Annotated in this window: 21 protein-coding genes; 6 read left to right on the top strand and 15 right to left on the bottom strand. The window is 42.3% G+C overall.

What is annotated here, in order from left to right; all coding sequences use genetic code 11:
* Position 1: 1 nt before the first annotated feature.
* Both MHI46_RS01930 and MHI46_RS01925 read right to left on the bottom strand, forming a co-directional pair.
* Complete coding sequence (locus MHI46_RS01930) at positions 2-808, bottom strand: AAC(3) family N-acetyltransferase (protein WP_064498645.1); 807 nt, start codon at positions 806-808, stop codon at positions 2-4.
* A gap of 28 nt (positions 809-836) precedes the next feature.
* Positions 837-1,253, bottom strand: a complete 417-nt coding sequence (locus tag MHI46_RS01925; RefSeq protein WP_039176401.1) for an Lrp/AsnC family transcriptional regulator — start codon at positions 1,251-1,253, stop codon at positions 837-839.
* 115 nt (positions 1,254-1,368) lie between these two features.
* Between MHI46_RS01925 and MHI46_RS01920 the strand changes: the two genes are divergently transcribed.
* Complete coding sequence (locus MHI46_RS01920; protein ID WP_058837296.1) at positions 1,369-2,133, top strand: MBL fold metallo-hydrolase; 765 nt, start codon at positions 1,369-1,371, stop codon at positions 2,131-2,133.
* Positions 2,134-2,175: 42 nt separating this feature from the next.
* Here the strand turns inward: MHI46_RS01920 and MHI46_RS01915 are convergent, their stop codons facing one another.
* Complete coding sequence (locus MHI46_RS01915; RefSeq protein ID WP_039182972.1) at positions 2,176-2,505, bottom strand: YckD family protein; 330 nt, start codon at positions 2,503-2,505, stop codon at positions 2,176-2,178.
* Between the two features lie 181 nt (positions 2,506-2,686).
* On the opposite strand from MHI46_RS01915, the gene MHI46_RS01910 reads away from it, so the two are divergent.
* Together MHI46_RS01910 and MHI46_RS01905 are read left to right on the top strand one after the other, a co-directional pair.
* Positions 2,687-3,559: a transporter substrate-binding domain-containing protein gene (locus MHI46_RS01910; protein ID WP_039176396.1), complete on the top strand. Its 873-nt coding sequence runs from the start codon at positions 2,687-2,689 to the stop codon at positions 3,557-3,559.
* Between the two features lie 12 nt (positions 3,560-3,571).
* Positions 3,572-4,249, top strand: a complete 678-nt coding sequence (locus tag MHI46_RS01905) for an amino acid ABC transporter permease (protein WP_064498644.1) — start codon at positions 3,572-3,574, stop codon at positions 4,247-4,249.
* Between the two features lie 117 nt (positions 4,250-4,366).
* Here MHI46_RS01905 and MHI46_RS01900 read toward each other — a convergent pair whose 3' ends face one another.
* The 5 genes from MHI46_RS01900 to MHI46_RS01880 all read right to left on the bottom strand — a co-directional run bounded on the left by MHI46_RS01900 (position 4,367) and on the right by MHI46_RS01880 (position 10,577).
* Positions 4,367-5,665, bottom strand: coding sequence for an arsenic transporter (locus tag MHI46_RS01900; protein ID WP_342503067.1), 1,299 nt, complete (start codon positions 5,663-5,665; stop codon positions 4,367-4,369).
* A gap of 132 nt (positions 5,666-5,797) precedes the next feature.
* Complete coding sequence (locus tag MHI46_RS01895) at positions 5,798-7,030, bottom strand: helix-turn-helix domain-containing protein (RefSeq protein WP_039176388.1); 1,233 nt, start codon at positions 7,028-7,030, stop codon at positions 5,798-5,800.
* Between the two features lie 126 nt (positions 7,031-7,156).
* A complete protein-coding gene (pruA, locus tag MHI46_RS01890; protein WP_047202099.1) occupies positions 7,157-8,704 on the bottom strand; it encodes an L-glutamate gamma-semialdehyde dehydrogenase in 1,548 nt (515 codons plus the stop codon).
* Between the two features lie 23 nt (positions 8,705-8,727).
* Positions 8,728-9,645: a proline dehydrogenase gene (locus MHI46_RS01885; RefSeq protein ID WP_330545844.1), complete on the bottom strand. Its 918-nt coding sequence runs from the start codon at positions 9,643-9,645 to the stop codon at positions 8,728-8,730.
* 161 nt (positions 9,646-9,806) lie between these two features.
* Positions 9,807-10,577: a nucleotidyltransferase domain-containing protein gene (locus tag MHI46_RS01880; RefSeq protein ID WP_342503066.1), complete on the bottom strand. Its 771-nt coding sequence runs from the start codon at positions 10,575-10,577 to the stop codon at positions 9,807-9,809.
* 92 nt (positions 10,578-10,669) lie between these two features.
* Here MHI46_RS01880 and MHI46_RS01875 point away from each other — a divergent pair, with 92 nt between their 5' ends.
* Positions 10,670-10,984: a hypothetical protein gene (locus MHI46_RS01875; protein ID WP_024424319.1), complete on the top strand. Its 315-nt coding sequence runs from the start codon at positions 10,670-10,672 to the stop codon at positions 10,982-10,984.
* A gap of 35 nt (positions 10,985-11,019) precedes the next feature.
* Here the strand turns inward: MHI46_RS01875 and MHI46_RS01870 are convergent, their stop codons facing one another.
* Complete coding sequence (locus MHI46_RS01870; protein ID WP_064498640.1) at positions 11,020-11,976, bottom strand: acetylxylan esterase; 957 nt, start codon at positions 11,974-11,976, stop codon at positions 11,020-11,022.
* A 247-nt stretch (positions 11,977-12,223) separates the two neighbouring features.
* Between MHI46_RS01870 and MHI46_RS01865 the strand changes: the two genes are divergently transcribed.
* On the top strand, positions 12,224-13,009 hold the full coding sequence (locus MHI46_RS01865; protein ID WP_260775256.1) for a carbon-nitrogen family hydrolase: 786 nt from the start codon (positions 12,224-12,226) through the stop codon (positions 13,007-13,009).
* A gap of 243 nt (positions 13,010-13,252) precedes the next feature.
* On the opposite strand, the gene MHI46_RS01860 is transcribed toward MHI46_RS01865, so the two are convergent.
* Positions 13,253-14,170, bottom strand: coding sequence for a LysR substrate-binding domain-containing protein (locus tag MHI46_RS01860; RefSeq protein WP_126682185.1), 918 nt, complete (start codon positions 14,168-14,170; stop codon positions 13,253-13,255).
* 116 nt (positions 14,171-14,286) lie between these two features.
* On the opposite strand from MHI46_RS01860, the gene MHI46_RS01855 reads away from it, so the two are divergent.
* Positions 14,287-15,060 (top strand): class I SAM-dependent methyltransferase, encoded by a 774-nt coding sequence (locus MHI46_RS01855; RefSeq protein WP_064498637.1) that lies wholly within the window; start codon positions 14,287-14,289, stop codon positions 15,058-15,060.
* A gap of 224 nt (positions 15,061-15,284) precedes the next feature.
* On the opposite strand, the gene MHI46_RS01850 is transcribed toward MHI46_RS01855, so the two are convergent.
* The 5 genes from MHI46_RS01850 to MHI46_RS01830 all read right to left on the bottom strand — a co-directional run bounded on the left by MHI46_RS01850 (position 15,285) and on the right by MHI46_RS01830 (position 20,575).
* Entirely contained in the window at positions 15,285-16,661 is a 1,377-nt protein-coding gene (locus MHI46_RS01850) for an MFS transporter (protein ID WP_039176363.1), read from the bottom strand.
* Between the two features lie 120 nt (positions 16,662-16,781).
* On the bottom strand, positions 16,782-17,789 hold the full coding sequence (locus MHI46_RS01845) for a LacI family DNA-binding transcriptional regulator (RefSeq protein WP_039176360.1): 1,008 nt from the start codon (positions 17,787-17,789) through the stop codon (positions 16,782-16,784).
* 77 nt (positions 17,790-17,866) lie between these two features.
* Positions 17,867-18,814, bottom strand: coding sequence for a dihydrodipicolinate synthase family protein (locus MHI46_RS01840; protein WP_058837285.1), 948 nt, complete (start codon positions 18,812-18,814; stop codon positions 17,867-17,869).
* Between the two features lie 344 nt (positions 18,815-19,158).
* Positions 19,159-19,716 carry a shikimate kinase gene (locus tag MHI46_RS01835; RefSeq protein WP_003214270.1) on the bottom strand — a complete coding sequence of 186 codons (558 nt, stop codon included), beginning with the start codon at positions 19,714-19,716 and terminating at the stop codon, positions 19,159-19,161.
* An 85-nt stretch (positions 19,717-19,801) separates the two neighbouring features.
* Positions 19,802-20,575: an IclR family transcriptional regulator gene (locus MHI46_RS01830; protein WP_126682171.1), complete on the bottom strand. Its 774-nt coding sequence runs from the start codon at positions 20,573-20,575 to the stop codon at positions 19,802-19,804.
* Positions 20,576-20,674 lie beyond the last annotated feature (99 nt).

The raw sequence follows: 20,674 nt of genomic DNA, 5'->3' as shown, positions 1-20,674 counted from the left end.
ATTACGACTGATCGTATAAATCAAGCCACTTTTCCGCATAGTCTACCGATTCTCTCACTGGCAATAAATATGAACTGGCAAGTCCGATTTGATTGTGCTGATGGAGGCCTCCTGATTGCAGAAAATCACGGCCAATCTGTTCAAATAGTTCTTCTCTTGTGATGATATCTTGGTACTCTTTCCATACTCTCCACCCATTTTCTAAAATAGGGGCTCCTCTTGTCATGAGGTCCTGCTGGGGGATTCGGTATTCAGCTAGATGAAAAGCTGTCATGCTTTCAAATGTTGTACCAAGCAGCAGCACTTGAGCATGAAGATCATACATGCGACCAAGAGGCGAATGCTCTCCTAATCCAAAGGAAAGTGCATGGTGTTTCAGAATTTCATGTTTTCTTTTCCCCCAGGCTGTGAATGAAAAATGGGGATGGTTGCTTCTCGCCACGCCTGGGTATTTCCAAAATGTTTCCGCTACCTTTCCCATTGCTGTTGGCGTCGTGTAAGCTGGATCAAATGCAGGCATTGTTTCTTTGATCGATTTCCACCATGAATAAGGAACAGGCGGATCAATCCAATCGGCAGGATCAGAAAGCTCTAACGTTTGTGCCGGCATAATGAGTGTCCCCTCTTCTGTTAAGGTTTCCATCAATGCTTGTATGACGGCTACAGCGCCTCCGTTTACCCAGCCGATGGATGATAAAGATGAGTGAACACATAAAATCATGCCCTTTTTCACACCAAGTTGTTCCAAGTCTGCTTTGATTGTTTCCTTTGTCATCGGTTCAGCTTGATTTTCGATTAATTTTTGCATCGTTCCTTTTCCTCCTGCGTCTCTTCGATTATTGATGAATGAGACGTTTAACCGCAATAGACAGTTTGTAATTTGCGTAATTTGTCAGCTCCGTTAAAAACTGATCAAGCTCATCATGACTCGAGAAATGTCCTTCAGCCATATAACAGCCCTCACCACTTATTTTGAACAAATTCTTGATTTCTTCCTTTTCATAAAGAAACGACAGAAGTGGTTCATGATGATGACTCCGGGTATAGAGCTGCAAAAATGTTTGAATCGTCTTTTGCGTCTGCCAATCAATTGAAATGGTATATGCTTCGATCACGCCTTCTTCTTCTAGCTTTAACACCCGATTTGCAACAGCTTGGCCGGTTAAATGAACTTTTTCACCTAGAGCTTTCATCGTTAATCGGCTATTCTTTGATAGTTCTTTTAAAATATTCATATCTGTTTGGTCTAGCATTGGCTCACCTCTTTCAAAAATCAAGCCCTTCCGATAAAAGACTTTCATGATCCTCTGTCACATAGAACTCTTTTAATATACTGTAAACTTAATCAGAAAAAAAGGAGGCCTTTTTATGAAAATTACACTCATTCGCAATGCTACTTTATACCTTCACTATGGTCATTCAACTTTTTTAATCGATCCCTTTTTGGCAGCAAAAGGAACATATCCACCGTTCCCTCATACAGCCAATCAACATTTGAACAACCCTATTGTGGAGCTTCCTGTAAATATAGATTTAGACAGTCTGTTACACCCAGATGCTGTCTTACTCTCTCATTTACATGTGGACCACTTTGACGACGAGGCCAAAAGGAAATTAGCTCAAGATGGGCCAATTTATACTCAATCGGAGAAGGATCGAAAAGAAGTTGAAGAAGCTGGATTTCAGCATGTCACATGCATTGAAGATGAAATGGACATTTGCGGCGTTCATATTAAACGTACAGGTGGACAGCATGGGACGGGAGAAACGGCGAAGCGAATGGGGCAGGTGAGCGGTTTTGTTTTCTCTCACCCTGATGAACCTACCCTTTATATTGCAGGTGATACCATTTGGTGTGATGAACCGAAAGAGGTTGTGAATACATGCAAGCCAGACGTCATTGTGGTCAATAGCGGAGCTGCTCAATTTTTAGAAGGCGATCCGATTACCATGACTAAGGAAGAAATTTTAGACATTCACCGTTCTCAGCCAAAAGCTCAAATTGTCGCCTGTCATCTTGAAGCTGTGAATCATTGCTTGTTAACAAGAGCTGCTTTGGAAGCTTACATTCAAGAGCATCATGCAGATCAAGCCATTTTTGTCCCTCAAGATGGGGAAAGTCTCACCTTCTGATCACAATAAAAAACCGGCACCTCGCTGCCGGTTTTATCATTATTATGGGCGATGGTGCTGTGGTTTTTTCAGCAATGGAACAAATCCGTTCTTTTTCAAATGATTGTAATGCTCATCCATTCGTTTCGTGATGTGTGTGCCTTGTTCCTTTGTTAACACGCCATACTGTACATATTTCTCAATGACTGCTTTTCGTTTAGAAAGAATTTGCTGCTCAAGGATTTCAATTTGTTTTTGTTGTTCTGCTGTTAATTTCACTTGGTGTGTCACCGGGCGCTTTTCCATTTGAGGTGTTTCTCCATGAGCCGTTTCTATCTGAAAACCAAATAACAGCATCATCGACAAGATGATCAAACCACTTATTTTTTTCATCATTGTTGTTCCCTCCTTTATTCGCCTTTATTTTGCGCTCATTTTCCTTTTTTATACATTATTTTAACACGCTAATTGCTTATAATATTCTTACTTTTTCACTTTTCTTCTGAAAACGTTGTCCTATCAGAAAAAGCGTGCTATGTTTTGTTTTGTATAAAAAATAGAGGAGGATTCTTAAATGAGTCGTTTTTATCATAAAAAATCTATATGGATCATGCTTGTTGTATCTGCTTGCATCCTTATCATGTCTGCTTGCAGTCAATCAGGCTCATCTCAATCTGGAGACACAAAGTGGGATGAGATTAAAAAGAAAGGAAAAATCGTGGTTGCAACTTCAGGCACCCTTTATCCAACTTCTTATCATGATACTTCTAATGGCAAAGATCGATTAACTGGCTATGAAGTAGAAGTTGTCAAAGAAGCGTTTAAACGTCTTGATGTGAAAGTAGAATTTAAAGAAATGGGTTATGACGGGATGCTGAGCGCCATTAATTCTGGTCAAGTGGATGCCGCTGCAAATGATATCGACATCACAGATGACAGAAAAGACAAGTTTGCCTTTTCAACCCCTTATAAGTATTCCTACGGAACGGCTATCGTACGGAAAGATGATTTATCTGGCATTAAAACTTTAAAAGATTTAAAAGGAAAGAAAGCAGCAGGTGCTGCCACGACGATTTACATGGATGTCGCTCGTAAGTACGGTGCAAAGGAAGTCATTTATGATAATGCGACAAACGAGCAATACTTAAAGGATGTTGCAAACGGCCGAACAGATGTCATTTTAAATGATTATTACTTGCAGACACTGGCTCTTGCTGCATTTCCTAAATTAAATATTACGATTCACCCTGACTTGAAATACATGCCGAATGAACAAGGATTTGTCATGAAGAAGGACAACAAAGAGCTTCAAAAAGAATTGAATCGTGTATTAAGCGACATGAAAAAAGACGGAACAATGAAAAAGATTTCTGAGAAATTCTTTAATCATGCAGACGTCTCAAAGAAAATTGATGCTGATGTCGAAGATGTCGACATTTCCAAATAAGGAGCCGCAATCGTGGGAGATATTCATTTAGAATATATATTTAATCCTGCACTGGCAAAGGCGTCATTTCCGTTTGTCATGAAAGGCATCTGGCTGACGCTGCTCATTTCCTTTGTGAGCATGTTTTTTGGTACCATTCTTGGTTTTTTTATCGCTCTTGCCAGGATGGCGAATTCATGGGTTCTTAAGCTGCCTGCACGGCTGTATATCTCATTCATGCGAGGCGTGCCCATTCTGGTGATTTTGTTTATTCTTTATTTTGGGTTCCCTTATATCGGCATTGAGTTTACAGCAGTCACTGCCGCCATTATTGGGTTCAGCTTCAATAGTGCTGCCTATATTGCAGAAATTAATCGGGCGGCCCTCTCCTCTGTTCCAAGTGGACAGGTGGAAGCCGCTAAATCATTAGGTCTCAGCTATTGGCAAACGATGCGCGGTGTCATTTTGCCTCAATCCGTCCGCATCGCCTTGCCGCCATTGACCAATGTCATGCTTGATTTAATCAAAGCTTCCTCACTGGCAGCGATGATTACTGTACCAGAGCTCTTCCAGCAAGCAAAAATTGTAGGCGGACGAGAATTTGATTATATGACCATGTATATTTTGGTCGCACTCATTTACTGGGGCATTTGCAGTGTCGTCTCATTGCTTCAGGACTTTTTAGAAAAACGCTATGCGAAATATCTGTAGCAAAAAAAGAGCGGATCTCATGGATCTGCTCTTTTCAGCATGATAGAAAACCTTTGCAGCCCTAAGCACCGGAGCGCAGACCTGCGGGCGAATGCGAGGGTTTGTTCTACACGATAATTAATGAATAAGCCATAACCACACATATAATCCGAGTAAAGTGAGGATCAAGGTTGGGATGGTCAGGATGATTCCGGCTTTCATGTAAGCCCCCCAAGAGATATGAACGCCTTTTTTCTTTAAGACATGAAGCCACAGCAATGTCGCCAATGAGCCGATTGGGGTCATTTTCGGTCCAAGGTTGGAGCCGATAACATTGGCATAAATCAGCCCGTCTCTCATGACACCTGCTGTATCTGTATGTCCAATGGCAATCGCATCAATTAAAACAGTCGGCAGATTGTTCATCACAGAGGACAGCACTGCGGCAAGTACACCCATAAACATCGTTCCTGCAAGCAAGCCATGTGATGCCCCTTGCTCGATCCATGCCGCCAATATTTCAGTAAGGCCAACATTTTTCAATCCATATACGACGACATACATACCGATCGAGAAAAACACAATGGACCACGGCGCTTCTTTGATCACTCGCTTTGTCGCCACTTGCGGACTTCTTCTCGCCAGCCACAAGAAAGCAAGGGCAATCCCGCCTACAATAATAGACACTGGAACACCGATCAGCTCGCCCGCAAAATAACCAACAAGCAGACAGCCGAGCACATACCAAGACAAACGGAACATACGGATATCTCGAATAGCTGATGCCGGCTCTTTCGCCTGTGACAGATCGTAGGTTTTTGGGATAAGTTTTCGGTAAAACACATACAGAACCAGCATGCTCGCTCCAAGCGACACAAGGTTTGGCACGAACATATTCGCTGTATATTCTAGAAAACCAATATGAAAATAGTCGGCTGATACGATATTGACCAGGTTACTAATGACAAATGGCAAGGAGGTTGTATCTGCAATAAAGCCGCTTGCCATCACAAAAGGTAGCACCATGCGCTCATCCAGCTTCAACGCTCTCACGACAGATAAGACGATTGGGGTCAAAATCAGTGCCGCTCCATCGTTTGCAAAAAAAGCAGCCACAACAGCGCCGAGCAATGTTAAATAAATAAACATGCGGACACCGTTGCCTCTTGCAGCTTTTGCCATATGCAGTGCAGCCCACTCAAAAAAACCGATCTCATCTAAAATTAACGAAATGATAATAATACCAATAAAAGCAAAGGTGGCGTTCCATACAATTTGCGTAACTTCCCATACATCGCCTAGATGAACGACGCCAAAGGCAAGCGCAAGAATGGCACCCCCACATGCTGACCATCCTATGGTGACACTTCCTGGCTGCCAAATGACAAGGACGAGGGTCATGATGAAAATCAAAATGGCTAAGGTGACTGAACCCAAAGGTGGCCCCCCTTTCATTTTTCTCATAAAATCTTTATCTATCATACAACGAAATACATCAGTTGTATGCCATTTTCGCATTTCACATGAAAATCCGCAGGTGATCCGTGCACCTGCGGATTCCATCATATATTATTGATCTTTTTTCATCAGCATCAATTCAATAAATAACTCACATCGCTGGCTAAAATGACTTAAGTCGATCGACGTCATGTCAAAAATTTGTTTCATTCGATAGTTTAATGTATTTTGATGAATAAACAACTGCTCCGCTGCTGGCTTTAGCTTGCAGTTATTCAATAAGTAGACTTCAAGCGTTTTTAAAAACGAAGTTTGACTTTCGCGGTCTTTTTCCTTCAAACGTAACAAATCTGGATTGAAGTCGTTTTTCTTTTTTTGATGGCTGTAAATGGAGTCTAAAAACCGGAAGACCCCTAAATTCTCATAATCATATGGAATCAGGTCTTGTCCTCCAACAATTTTCACTGCCTTGACGACCTCTATCGCTTCAAATCGACTTGTACTCATTTTCATGACATCACGATACTCTCTTCCCATTCCGATATACAAAGGGGAGGGATGTGCATGCGTTTTCGATTGCAGATGTGCGATGACATCAGCGGCAGTCGCTTTCGGTGAGTGCCGATCTGACAGGCTGCCTAATATAACCACGATATCTGCTTGAACCGAATAGACGTGATTCACTTTATCCTCTAGCTGCAAATACGTTCGAATGACATCCTTCACATCTTCTGCCGTCTCACTTTTGTTATCGGCAGCGTGCACGACCATAACGGTAAATACGGCTGGCAGTGGAATGCTTAAGTTCTCAGCCTCCCATTTCAGCTCTTCTTCTGTATAAAAATGATCATCCATGACCTTTTTGAAAAACTCTTCAATCTTGCCTTCCTTTTTCTCAAGCTGTTTCTTATTCTTATAAATCACTTTTCCAACCTGAAAGGAAGCTTCGTGTAAAAATTGCAGCTCTTCCTGAGTGAGGGAGTCCTCAATGTCCTGCACCCAAATAAAGCCTACCACCTCTTGTTTATGCTTGGCGCTCACAGCCACCCGCCGATTAAATCCGAGCTCGTCATGACCGCTCACATAAAAAGGCTTTGATTCCGCGAAAAGCCGCTCGATTACCCCTGTTTTCTTTAACCAATCGACCACAGACCCCGGACATTCCTTGGAGAAAATTGTTTGCTGATTGACTGGGTCAAACTGCTGAATGCTGTAAGAATTATAAGCAAGGAGCTGACACTCTGTGCTTTCTAAAATGACTGGCTTCTTTAAATATCCGCTAATAAATGCAATTAATTTATCGACATCAAAAAATGTATGAAGCTTTTCTAATATCTCTTCCATCCCGATTGCTCCCTGATTAAGTGATACATTTATCATACTTCTTTCCAGTCAGATTTGTATAGAAACAAGTCGCAGACAGGCAAAAAAAGCATGAACCCATCAGTGCAGGTTCATGCTTTTTCCATATTAAAACATTTCACTAATCGTTTTTGCCTGCATGTGCAGAGCTAGGTAATCTGGACCGCCTGCTTTTGAATCCGTTCCTGACATTTTGAAGCCGCCGAATGGGTGGTAACCAACGATGGCACCTGTGCAGTTACGGTTAAAGTAAAGGTTCCCCACATGGAACTCCTGCTTCGCACGGTTGATGTGATCACGATTATTCGTAATGACAGCTCCTGTTAAACCGTATTCTGTGTTATTGGCTACCTCAAGTGCTTCATCAAAGCTTGAGACTTTCGAGAAAGCCAACACTGGTCCAAAGATTTCTTCTTGCATTAAACGAGAAGTCGGCTCAAGATCTGCAAAAATGGTCGGGTGGATAAAGTATCCTTCTGAATCATCACTCGTTCCGCCAGTGACTAAGCGGCCTTCCTGTTTGCCAACCTCGATATAATCCGTGATCTTGTCAAAGGACGCTTGATCAATGACAGGTCCCATGTAGACATCCGCAGAAAGCGGATTGGCTGTTGTTTTCGTTTCTGTGATTTCCTTCACTCGCTCAACCACTTGGTCATACAGCTTCTCATGGACGACTGCCCGCGATCCAGCTGAACATTTTTGACCTGAAAACCCGAAGGCTGATGTGAAAATGGCATTAGCCGCTAATTCAACATCTGCATCCGCATCAACAACTACTGTATCCTTACCGCCCATTTCAGCAATGACACGTTTTAAATGCTGCTGGCCCGGTTGCACTTTTGCCGCGCGTTCAAAGATACGAGTCCCTACTTCTCTTGATCCAGTAAATGTAATCAGACTTGTTTTCGGATGATCTACTAAGTAATCCCCAACTTCTGCTCCGCTTCCTGGTACAAAGTTGACAACACCCTTTGGAAGACCGGCTTGCTCAAGCTCTTCCACAAAACGGGCTGCAATGACAGGCGTCGCACTAGCTGGTTTTAAAACAACTGTATTCCCAGTGACGATTGGCGCTACTGTTGTTCCTGCCATGATGGCAAATAAGAAGTTCCACGGCGGAATGACGAGCGTCACGCCAGTTGGTGTGTACACATATTGATTGCGTTCCCCTTCGCGGCTGTTCACTGGTTTGCCTTTCGCCAGCTCCAGCATTTGACGAGCGTAATACTCTAGGAAATCAATCGCTTCTGCTGTATCTGCATCCGCTTCATTCCAAGGCTTACCTGCTTCTTTTACAAGAAGGGCTGAATACTCATGCTTTTTACGGCGAATGCTTGCCGCAGCACGGAATAATACGCCTGCTCTTTCTTCAGGAGACGTATAGCGCCATGTTTCAAATGCTTTCGCTGCTGCTTGAACCGCTTGTTCTGCCTCTTCCTTCCCGGCCTTTGATACAGTTCCAACCACTTCATCCTTTTTCGCTGGATTGATCGAAACAATCTTGTCCTTCGTTTCAATTCTTTCTCCATTAATCACGAGCGGATAGGTTTGACCAAGTGATTCTGTTACTTTAGCTAATGCTTGTTCAAACGCTTTGCGGTTTTCTTCCTGGCTAAAATCCGTGAATGGTTCATGCTTGTAAGGTGTTGTCATTTTTGTCACGCTCCCGTTTCAAATTATTTTTTCGTCATCCCTTTTAAAGCAAAGGCAATGTTTGCCGGCCGTTCTGCAAGACGTCTCATGTAGTAGCCATACCACTCTCGTCCATACGGCGTATAGACCCTCATTTGATAGCCTTCTTGCACAAGTGCTTGCTGCGTTTCTGATCTCATGCCGTACAGCATTTGAAATTCGAACTGACTTGTCTGTATATTGTGTTTTTTCACAATATTTTTCGTGAACTCAATCATTCGATCGTCATGTGTCGCAATGGCTGTATAGTTCCCTGAGAGCAATTGCTTTTCGATCAGCTTTTGATAATTCTGATCGACGTCTTTTTTGTTTGGATACGCCACTTCGGCGGATTCCTTATAGGCACCCTTTACAAGTCTTAAAAATGGCTGCAGCTTATTTAGGTCATCAAGATCCTTTTCTGTTCTGTACAAATACGCCTGCAAGACCGTACTGACATACTCATATTGAGATTTCATCTCTTTAAAAATGTCCAGCGTTTTTTGACAGCGCTGTTCATCCTCCATATCGATTGTCACCATGATACGGTGCTTCTCTGCCGTATCTAAAATCCTTTTCATATTGCGATACACAAGGTCATCGTCAATATCCAGGCCAAGTGATGTCATTTTGAGTGACACGTGAGAATTGAGTCCCGTCTCTGCAATCCGCTGAATAGTTTGAATACACTCAGTCGTCCGTTCATTTGCAATCTCTGCCTTTGTGACAAACTCACCAAGGTGATCAACTGTCACAGCCATTCCTTGGTCATTTAATCGTTTGATGACAGGGATGGCACTCTCAAAGTCCTTCCCTCCGATGATTTTCTTAGATGCAACAGCACTTCCCCAATTACGAGCAATATGGTTCAAGAGACTGCTCTTTGACAAAAACAAGAAGAAATTTCTTGTGACCGACTCCATAAAGGGCACCTCCCACTCTTTGTAAGCTATGTCTTTATTGTAAGGCTCATAAGCTGTCCGCTACAATATTTGAAGATGACAAAAATTCTGACTTTTTTTGTGGTTTTATCACAATAACAGATAAAAAAGAGCCTGCCGCGATCCGGCTGGCTCTTCCCTGCTTACGCCCACACCTCATCAAGGGTAGACTGCAGCAGCTCATTTAATTCTTGCATCAGGTTGTCTTTCGGCTGATTGTAGCTTTTCACCAATTCATCAAATCGCGCGAGCTCTTTGTCGATAAATGGATGGACATAAGCGAGGCGGTTTTCTATATCCATTTCTTCGCCGTCCATTTTACGTTTGAGCAGCTCATGGATTTCCGCTAAAAGCGGTCCTTCCTCCACTAGTTCCTCGAGCAGTTCATGAAAGTCCATCGGCGGAACCGTCCGGTAGCGTTCAATCCACTGACAGGCAAGCAGCGGACGAAGCACATAGAAATACTTCTTGATTCGCACCTGCTCTCCTCGTAAATGCCTGCTTTCATTCCGCTTCGCCATATTGAGGTAATGATACATCAATGCTGCAGGATAAAACGCTTGATCTTTTAATTCTCTTAGCTGCTTTGCCAACGAGAAGGATTCAGCATAGATGATGTCAGAAGACAGCCATTCCATGATGGACGGATTCGATTTATTGAATAAGCGAAGTGCCTTTCTAAGCTCCCAGCCGCTGATATCAAGCATGTCATCAATCGGCCGTTCAATGACATCACGATGCTCTTCCATCGCCCAATACCATTCTTTTCGAGGCACATATAAAAAACGAACATCGTAATCACTATCAGTCGAAGGGAATCCCCATGCTCTGCTGCCTGATTCGACCGCGAGGCAAATCTTGACGTCATACGTTTCTTCGATGATTTTCAGCTCTGCCTTGATTCTCTCTCTCATCAACCATCAACTCTTTCTATAGAAATCTGCATGACTTCATCACGATTTGGTAAAATACGAATAAGACATATATGAAAAAGGAGTTGGATCTCATGTCTATATCTCGCATCATGAAATGGATCACCGGGATTTTTGAAGCCTGTCTTGCCATCCCTGTCATCGGAGGACTATTTATTATTAGCAATGGCTATTCACCGCTCATGGTCATGCTTATTCTGCATATTATCACACTCGTCTTATCGAAGCGAGACCAAGGACCAATGATTGGCAGCATCATTGGGATTATCACATCCTGCCTCGCCTGGATTCCGATACTCGGATTCATCCTGCATATCATCACAGCTCTTGCCCTCATTATCACAGCGTTAGTGCCTGATGAAAAAACGAGGCAGAATACGAGTTATTAAAAAAGAGGCCCTCCTAGAGCGGCCTCTTTGTTCTTTTATTTGAGCAAATGCTTTTGTAAGAAGGCGAGCTTCTCTGTTTGAAACGCCGGGATAAATTCGTGTCCAAAATAGCGATATATCTTCAGGTCTTTATCTGCTTCTAAATGGTTGTATGCCGCAAACACAGTAGATGGCGGGGTTATTTTGTCAATCAGCCCGATCGCCATCAATGTTGGCTGTTTCACCCATCCAGCTAAATTGATTAAATCAAAATAGCTTAATGTCTCAAATGCCTTTTCCTCCACTTCTGGATCACTGTTTCTTCGAAAGTATGAATTGATTTCTAAATAAGGCTGCTCCAATGCAACGTCCACTGCACGCTCGAAGTTCGATAAATAAGGGTAATCTGCTGCTACGACCTTCGGAATGTCTGAAAGGGCTGCGGCGGCTACCGCTAATGCACCTCCTTGGCTTCCACCAATCACGCCGATTCGGTGTTCATCTACTTCGGGGAAGGATTGAACCACTTCGAGTGCACGGACGGCATCTAAATAAACGCCGCGATAATAGTAAGTCTCCTTGGATAAAATACCTTTTGTCATCCATCCCAAAGCGTGACCGCCTGGTGTCACTGACGTATCTTCACTGCCGCCTTGACCGCGGACGAGCATACCAAATGTCGCATAGCCATGCAGCGCCCAGTTGACAATGTCGTGAATGCCGCCATCATAGCTGGCATTATAGCCATGAAAACGAACGAGCGCTGGATGCGGACCTGATTGATCTGGTACCGCGTACCAGCCTTCAATTCGAGAATGCCCAAAGCTTTGATACGTCAGGCGGTACACCTTGACCCCTTTCACTGGATAGTCATAAGGTTCAAGCGCTGGATCTGCCTTCACTTGACGCAGTTCTTCAAGCGATGCCTTCCAAAAGTCTGAGAAATCAGGACGTGCTGTTTTCTTTGGTTTATATTTTTTTAGATCTTCTAATGATAAATCGAACAATTGCATATCCTACTATTCCCCTTTGTTTTATTAGTTATATATATCATACCACTCATTTCTTGATTGAGAAAGTCATTTAACAAAACCTTCTGACATTTCTATTGGCAAAGATGATGGAAACCTTTATGATAAAGAAACTGACCATAAAGACTAGATGTTCTCAGACAGAATCATCCTTTACAATATATTCATGAAGATGATCGATCGTTCATGAATTTTCACATGACATATAGCGAAAAAAGGAGGAATCCCTATGAAAATCGCCCTTGTCCAAATGGACGTACAAATTGGAGAACCTGAATTGAACTTTAAAAAAGCAGAAGCTTTCTTAGAAGAAGCAATTCACGAGCAGCCTGACCTGATCATTTTACCTGAAATGTGGAATACCGGCTACGCCCTTGAACAAGCCGATCAACTTGCGGATGTAAACGGTGAACGCACAAAACAACTTTTCTCTTCCTTTGCACGCAAGCACCAAGTACATCTCATCGCAGGCAGTGTCTTAAATAAGCGAACAGAAGATGAAAACATCACCAACACGATGTATGTCTTTAACCGCCAAGGTGAGCTTCTGTTAGATTATGATAAAATTCACTTGTTCCGTCTAATGGATGAGCACAACTATTTAACCGCTGGTGATCAGCTTGGTTTATTTGACTATAGTGAAGATGTGAAAATTGGCGCGATGATCTGCTATGACCTCCGCTTCCCGCAGCTTTCTAGAACACTTGTGAACAAAGGGGCGAAGATCCTCGTCAATACAGCGCAATGGCCGTCAGCCAGAGTGGATCATTGGCGCAGCCTGCTCATTGCAAGAGCGATTGAAAACCAGTCATTTATGATTGCTGTAAACAGAACAGGCACAAGCAGAGACACAGAATTCCCTGGACACTCCATGGTGATTGACCCACTCGGCCGCATACTGCTTGAAACACGCGATGACGAAGACATTTATTATGCGGAAATTGATCTTCATCTAGTGGATGAAGTCAGGCAGCAAATTCCGGTTATGACGGATCAGCGTCTGGACTTATATTAAAAAGCAGGGTGCTCCCCTGCTTTCAGCGTGTAGACAAACCCTCGCATTCTTTGTCAGGTCTGCGCTCCGGTACTCACGAATGTCCAATTCGCTCCGTTCCGGTGCTCGTCCTTCCTAGACTGCAAAGGTTTTCTATCACGCTGAAAAGAAGACAAAGGGCTAAAATCTAGATCATTTTAGCCCTTTGTCACCAATCTTAAAGCAGGGTGCTCCCCTGCTTTTTGCGTTTAATTAAACGTTTGTTTAAGCTTTCCCTTGATTCTGATATAGGTCCATGAAGGCTTGAGCGGCTTTCGTTAAATACCTTTCTTCCACATATGCAAACACAAGTGTGCGGGTTGGGCATGAATCAATGTTTAAATAAGTGACTTGGTTCCTATCCTCTTGTGCCACCATTTTCGGCACAACGGTCACCCCTAGTTCGTTTTTGACCAATGCCTGTGCTGTTTGAATATGACTTGTTTCAAAAGCCACTTTTGGCTGAAAACCGTGATGAAGACACAGTTCTGTGACCACTTGCCGAAAACCGTATCCCTCTTTCAACAAAATAAATGGGATACCTTCAAGAAGCTGAAAGGGAACGATTTCGTGACCGGTCTCTTTTTGCCCTGCTTGCTCAATGATCTCGTTCAATGCCTCTGATAACCAGGGCTGAGCAGCTTGCGGAACTGCAAGAAGGAGCGGCTCGGTCAGCATTTGTTTCGTTTTCAATGATTCGTGCTCGACAGGCATCGATAAAATAGCCAAATCCAGCTTTCCAGCCAATAGAAGTTTTTCGAGCTCACGTGGAGACTCTTCTATCAGTTGAACGTGAACATGAGGATACGTTTGACAAAAAGTTTTTAATAAACCGGGCAAGACATATCCCCCTGTCACTGCTGGCGCTCCAATGTTCAGCTCTTTCCCGATTTCATAAGCTGCTTCTTCCATTTCACGCAGCAAATCATCTCTTTCCTTCAAAATATTCTCAGCCCTTTTAATGAATCGTCTCCCTTGAGGTGTGGGCGTTACTTGTCCATATTTTCGAATAAATAGTGGTGTGTCTAATTCCTCTTCCAGCTTCTTTATTTGCTGGCTTAGAGAAGGCTGTGCAATGTGAAGTTGATCCGCTGCTTTTGTAAAACTTTGCTGCCGGTACACTTCAATGACATATTCCATCATTCGTATATCCACTTTCATCACCTCATAGGTTTTAACTATTCATGCCATATCTTTTATGTCTTAGACAAATAACAGAAGGAATTCTACGATAAAGAGACCACAAAGGGGGAAAAGAAATGAATCCATATGCTAAAGCAGAGAACCAATTCTCACAAAATGCCGAGAACTATCGAGATTCACCTATATTTGCTGCTGGAGAAGAGCTGGAATGGATGAAAACAACAGCAAATGCGAAGGGACATGAGCATTTACTTGATATTGGCTGTGCGGCAGGACATACCGTTTTTTCCTTTTCAGACGTTATCTCTAAAGGGATCGGCATAGATGTCACACAAAAAATGATCGAGGTTGCAGCAGCACTTGCGGAAGAACGCCAACTGAACCACATTACTTTTGAGCAGGCAGCCGCAGAAGCATTGCCCTTCTCTAATGAATCATTTGATTTAGTGACGTGCCGATTTGCCGCTCACCATTTTCCAGACCTTCCGGCAGCCATGTCTGAAATCAGCCGAGTCTTAAAAAAAGGCGGCCAATTTCTGCTCGTCGATCATTATGCACCTGAAAACACTGAACAGGATTCATTTATTAATCACTTAAATAGACTGAGAGACCCTTCTCATGTGCGAGAAAGCTCGTTATCAGAATGGAAAGAGCTTTTCGCAGCAAACCAATTGACTCAAAACGAGATTCGTTACTGGGATCTGCACATTGATTATCAGGACTGGATTATACGTGGACGCACACCAGAGAACGTTCAAAAGGAAATCATTTCCCACCTTCAAGCCGCAGACCCTGACACAAAGCAGCTGTTTCAGCTTCAATTCGATGCACAGCATCAGCCCATTTCTTTCTGTTTAAAAGCTGCATTGCTTCAAGGAATCAAGCATTAAACTGATAGAAAAAGTCTACCATCGTCGGTAGACTTTTTATTTCAAATATACATCTTCACAGGTATTGCTTTTTACGTTCGTGACACGTCCCTTCTCACGACAAGGAGGGCTACATCATGTCTCTATTATATGATAAATGAACGGAGATAGGTTAGGCATTTTAGATTCTCTGAATAAAAAAGAACCTACCCTCTTTGGAATAAGTTCTTTACTGCAAACGTAACTTACGGTGCAATATCCTCTAATACTTTCTCGCGCGTTTCTATCATTTTAAAAGCAAGAATTGCTCCCACTACAGTCACACTTGCAAAAAGAATAAAAATAGTTGAAACACCGCTTACCTCTAAAATAAAACCTATCATAATAGGAGCGATCGCTGAGGCCAGCCTAAGCCACGCTGTAGCAAATGCCGTTCCAATCACCCTCATACGTGTTGGATAAATTTCAGGTGTATATAGATAGAGAAGAACTGTAATTGTTCCCATCATTCCGTAAGCAGCAGACCCTAAATAGATGACGCTTTCTGGAGAAGTCGCTCCGCTGATCCATAAAGCCGTTAATAAAACACCTGTTAATACAAATGCAATGGTTGCCCAGCGCTTCCGTCCTACTTTATCAATTAAAAATGCACAAGCGAATACCCCTATGGTCTGTAAAATATTTGTGAGAGATGCTGCCCTTAATGAATCTCCGACTGGCAAATGGTAAACAGTATTATAAAGACTCGGTAACCAGTTATTTAAACCATTCGATACAAAGTAGGCAGAAAACCATAGTCCCCATACGATCAATGTTCTCTTACGGTAAAAAGTTGAAAATAGCTCTTTCCAGTCGCCCTTTTCAGTACTGCTGGATACTTGATTTGCGACAGGCATTCGTTTGTCAGTACTAGCTTCAATTTCTTCAATAATTCTTTCGGCTTCATCTAACCTGCCTTTCGAAATAAGCCACCTTGGCGATTCACGCAGCATGAAAAAGAATACAAAGACGATTAAACCTCCAATGCCTCCAATCAAGAACATCCATTTCCACCCAAAGCTAGGTACGACAAATGCGCCAATTTGAGCTGAGATCATTAATCCTAATGGAAAAATCATCTCATAAAGCATAAAAAATCTACCTCTTCCTTGGGCTCTAGACAACTCATTAATATATGAGGCTGCTACCGGCACCTCTCCTCCAACTCCAATTCCTTGTATAAAACGGAAAATAAAAAGGGCCATAAAATTACCTGAAAATACACATGCGATACTCATAATAGACATGAGGAACACCGTCCACTTTGCACTAAATACACGGCCGCGCCTTTCTGCTAACCATCCAAAGAAAATAGCACCAATCGCTTGTCCGATATAACCAGACCCAATAAGAAGGCCAATTTGAGCAGGTGACAAATTCCACATTCCGATGAGAACCGGGAGAACAAACGCTAAAGATAGCGCATCAAAAGCATCAAAAAAGGTAGCAGATCCCATAATGATCCGAGGTTTTAAATGCCACCTCGAAAAAGGTACACTTTCCATCCTAGTCAATAGTTGTGAAGCTCTATCAACAACTTGCCCACCGTGAGAATTTGAATTTCCGCTGAGTTCTAACGTCATAGTATCTCCTCCTTATTAGAGGAAATGATGCAAAAGTACATGCCGAAGATCGCTAAAGAAATCGCTTACATTTTAAATCAAGAGAAATTCTGTAGCGTTCATACGAGTTTTCAGCATCTATCAATTCTTTTTTGGCGTTCCAGTGGTGCCACGATCTATATAATACATAGGGAAGATATGCTCCATCGCTTCTAACTGTTCTCCTTCCAATAACTGTGTTAGTAAAGAAACAGCTTTTCTTCCCATTCCAACTAAATCAACATGAACAGAAGATAAAGAAGGGGTTAGAAAACTTGCAATAGGCACATCATCAGCACCAACGACAGACAAATCATGAGGTATTGACACATTTGCGTTATCTGCCGCTTTCATGACCCCCATCGCCAAAAAATCTGAAGAGCAAACAACTCCAGTCATGTGCTGGTTTCCTTGAAGAAATTGAGAAACCACTTCTACTACTTTTCCCCCATCAAATTCATCTAACTCAAACACAAGCTCTTTGTTCATTGTTAATCCTAAACTTTTCAGTGTACGCTCGTACCCCTTGTAATACCTCACACTATGCATCGAACTCATTGGACCATTCACCAGCCCAATGGTTCGATGACCTTTATCAAATAAGGCCGTTACAGATTGACAAACACCTTCTTCATCATCTGGCCTGACACATGGAAATGGAGAATCCTCTAAGTAACTTCCGACAACGATAATGGGAATAGCCAAACTTTTTAACCAATCCATGCTCAATTCTTCATTTCTTGGAGAAAATAAAATGGCACCATCTACAGCCTGCGTCTCAAGTAATCGCTGCTGTTGTACAGATGTAAATGACATCAGCATATTGAATTCGGTCTCATCTAATTCCTTCGCTATTCCATCTAAAATCGTTGAAAAAAATGGATTATTCAAAATATATGAACCGCGAGGAACCACTACAGCGATATTCCCAGTCTTTCTTTTAACGAGCCCTCTCGCTCCTAAATTAGGACGGTAGCCTAACTCATCAATCACTTGTTTGATTCTTTCAGCCGTTTGAGCACCTACTCCTGGTTTACCACTTAATACTCGGGAAACAGAGGCTATAGATACTCCTGCTTTCAATGCGACATCTTTAATACTTACTGACACATTTCATACCTCCGGGAGTCTGTTGTTTTATACTCTATTATAACCTGACTCACCTTCATCATGAAATCAATGGTCTGTTATCTACTGACGTTTTCCTTAAGCAAACCAACACTTTGAAGGCCCTGACGAATCTCTTCTTTTTCCTTTTGAGTTAAAGGTAATACCGGCTTCCTCGCAAGCGAACTGCTGATCAAACCTCTCTGGAACATCGCTTCCTTCATTCGCAGATGAGAGGTAGAGGAAGGTTCATCCATTTTATACACAGCATGCTTTAATTCAAAGATTCTATCGTACACTTTATTAGCCGCTGCAAGGTCTTGTTCTTTCACACATTTGACAAGTTCAGCGATCAAATCCGGCACAAAACAGCCGAAACCGACAAGCGCCCCATCAATCCCTTGAACTAATGTTGGCAATAAATATTCATCGTGACATGTGAGCAACGATACATCTGGTGCATGCTTTTTTAGTGCGCGCACATCGACTTCATATTGTGCCATGTCCCTTTGACCAATTTTAAATGAGACAACGTTTGGAATCTCGGACATTTCTAATAATTGACTGGTTGTATAAGAGGTTTTTGTCCATGTTGGATATTGATGGACGATGATTGAAATGTCAATTGCTTCTGCAACATCTTTAAAGAATTGGACAGGTGATTCAGGCTGCATACCGAATCTCAGCCATGAATGCGGCGGCATGAGAAGAATACCTTCTCCGCCAGCTTCTTGAACTGCTTTTGCATGCTGGATCGCTTCAATTGTCCCTTCAGCTGAAACCCCAGAAATGACAGGTACCTCTCCCTTTAATTCGTCGGCTGCAATGCGCACAGCCTCAGCTCGTTCATGTGGCAGCAAAGTCATAATCTCGCCAGTATGTCCATTGACAACAATCCCGTTAATCCCTTCGTGCTCCGCCACCCAGCGAACAAGCTTACGAAAAGCAAATTCATCAATTGAATAGTCATCTTTAAAAGGAATTAAGACTGCCGGGAATACACCGCTCCATTTTTTTTTATTTTTCATCAACAAATTCCTCCCCATTCGATTATAGTAAACGTTTACGGTAAGCGTTTACGTAAACAATCATAGAATGTCATCAACAAAGATGTCAACACTGTTTTTTTAACATTATAATAATTCAAAAAACTATTATGGAATTTTAGATACTATTTTATTTTTTCAAAAAAGAAAAAGATCTATATCAAAAACCTCATCATCATGAACTGATTGAAGTAGGATCACCGCTTTTCCCAACCGGCCATACACCAAATAAAGGATAAAAATATTTTGATTGTCAAAACATCATCATATGTACAAAGAGGAAAGGAATCAATAGAAAAAAGTCTACCCTAAACGGTAGACTTTTTTTATTTCGAATATAAATCCCAGCCAAGCTTGAGTGTGTCCACAATATAATTGGCGACTTCCTCAGCCTCTAAATGATCTGTTTCCACTCTGGAGTTATGAAGAGAATAAATTTCCCGGCGTTCTTCAAACAGCTCTTTCATCTCATCAAGCGTCCGGTTGTGAAGAACAGGGCGATTTTCGATTAAAATATCCAGCCGCTGCTTCCAATTCTCCCAAGACAGGTCTAGGAAAAGAACGGTACAATGCTTCAAGCAGGCGCGTTTGATTTCTTCCTGTTTGAATGCACCGCCTCCAAGGGAAACGATCTTGAGCTGTGTATGTTCACATAAATCGACGATATAATCCTTTTCAGCCTGCCTGAAGAATGCTTCTCCTTTTTGCTGAAACATCTCTGGAATCGTCATGTTGTACTTTTTCTCAATCTCCTGATCGACATCAATAAAATCTCTATATAGCTTTTTGGCAACCAGCTGCCCAATGGTTGTTTTTCCAACACCCATAAAGCCAATGAGGACAATATTCCGCTGTCTTACAGGAATTTCTCTATTGATTTTCATGGTCGTGACACGTCCTCCCTACGACAAGGAATGCTACATAATGTTTCTATTATATGATAAATGGAGCGCGAAAAGATAGACCATCTTAAAAATTGTGTTTAACGACGTAGCCGAGCTGTTCAGAGAGCCTCTGTGCTTGTTCTTTCACTTTTTGCTGCAACTGGGGAATGACTTCTTCAGTAAACCGATGGGTTGGACCAGATATGGATAAACAAGCTTTCACTTCCCCATGAATATTAAAGATTGGTGCGGCTACTGCCGCAGATCCTACCTCTCGTTCATCGATACTGCAAGAAGTATACGTGTCAAGAATATGTTTACGTTCCTTTTTCCAGTCGTCTCCCATCACATGATCAGCCTCAGCCGCAAATACTTTTTGTTGAAATTTTTCACTTTGAAATGCCAATAATACCTTTCCGCCTGCACCTGCGTATAATGGCAGCTTCTCACCAATCTTGACAAGATGCCGAATCGATTGCAGCCCTTCCGCTTGTTCAATACAAACCCTGCTTGTTGAATCGAGTACATACAGGTTGACGGTTTCCTTTGTTTCATCACGAAGTGCGTACATGAGTGGTTTAGCCAGTTCTCTCAATTGAATGGACTTCCCTGCAATGTATCCGAGAAGATAAAGCCTTTGACCCAATCGGTATTTCATTGTTTCTTGATTCTTTTCCACAAAATGATTCATTTCAAGTGCCTTGAGCAGTCTCGTTGTCGTAGACATTGCTAAATTCATCTCTTTTGAAATATCCGTTAGCGTCAGCTCTTGACGTTCTTCACTAAAACAAGAAAGAATATCCAAAGCGCGCTGAACCGTACGCAGTCCTGATTCTTCTTTTGACTTCTTATCAGCCATGTTCACTTTCTCCTTTTCCCTTTGATTTCTTATCGACATAAACGATCGATTTTGCTATAATCCATTTTAAATGTTCCACTAAAAGAAAACAAATTCTAC

Origin of the sequence: Bacillus sp. FSL K6-1000 (assembly GCF_038630785.1) — a bacterium.
Lineage (GTDB): Bacteria > Bacillota > Bacilli > Bacillales > Bacillaceae > Bacillus > Bacillus safensis.
Note: the sequence above shows the minus strand (reverse complement) of the source record. Positions and strands in the feature narration are given on the sequence as shown.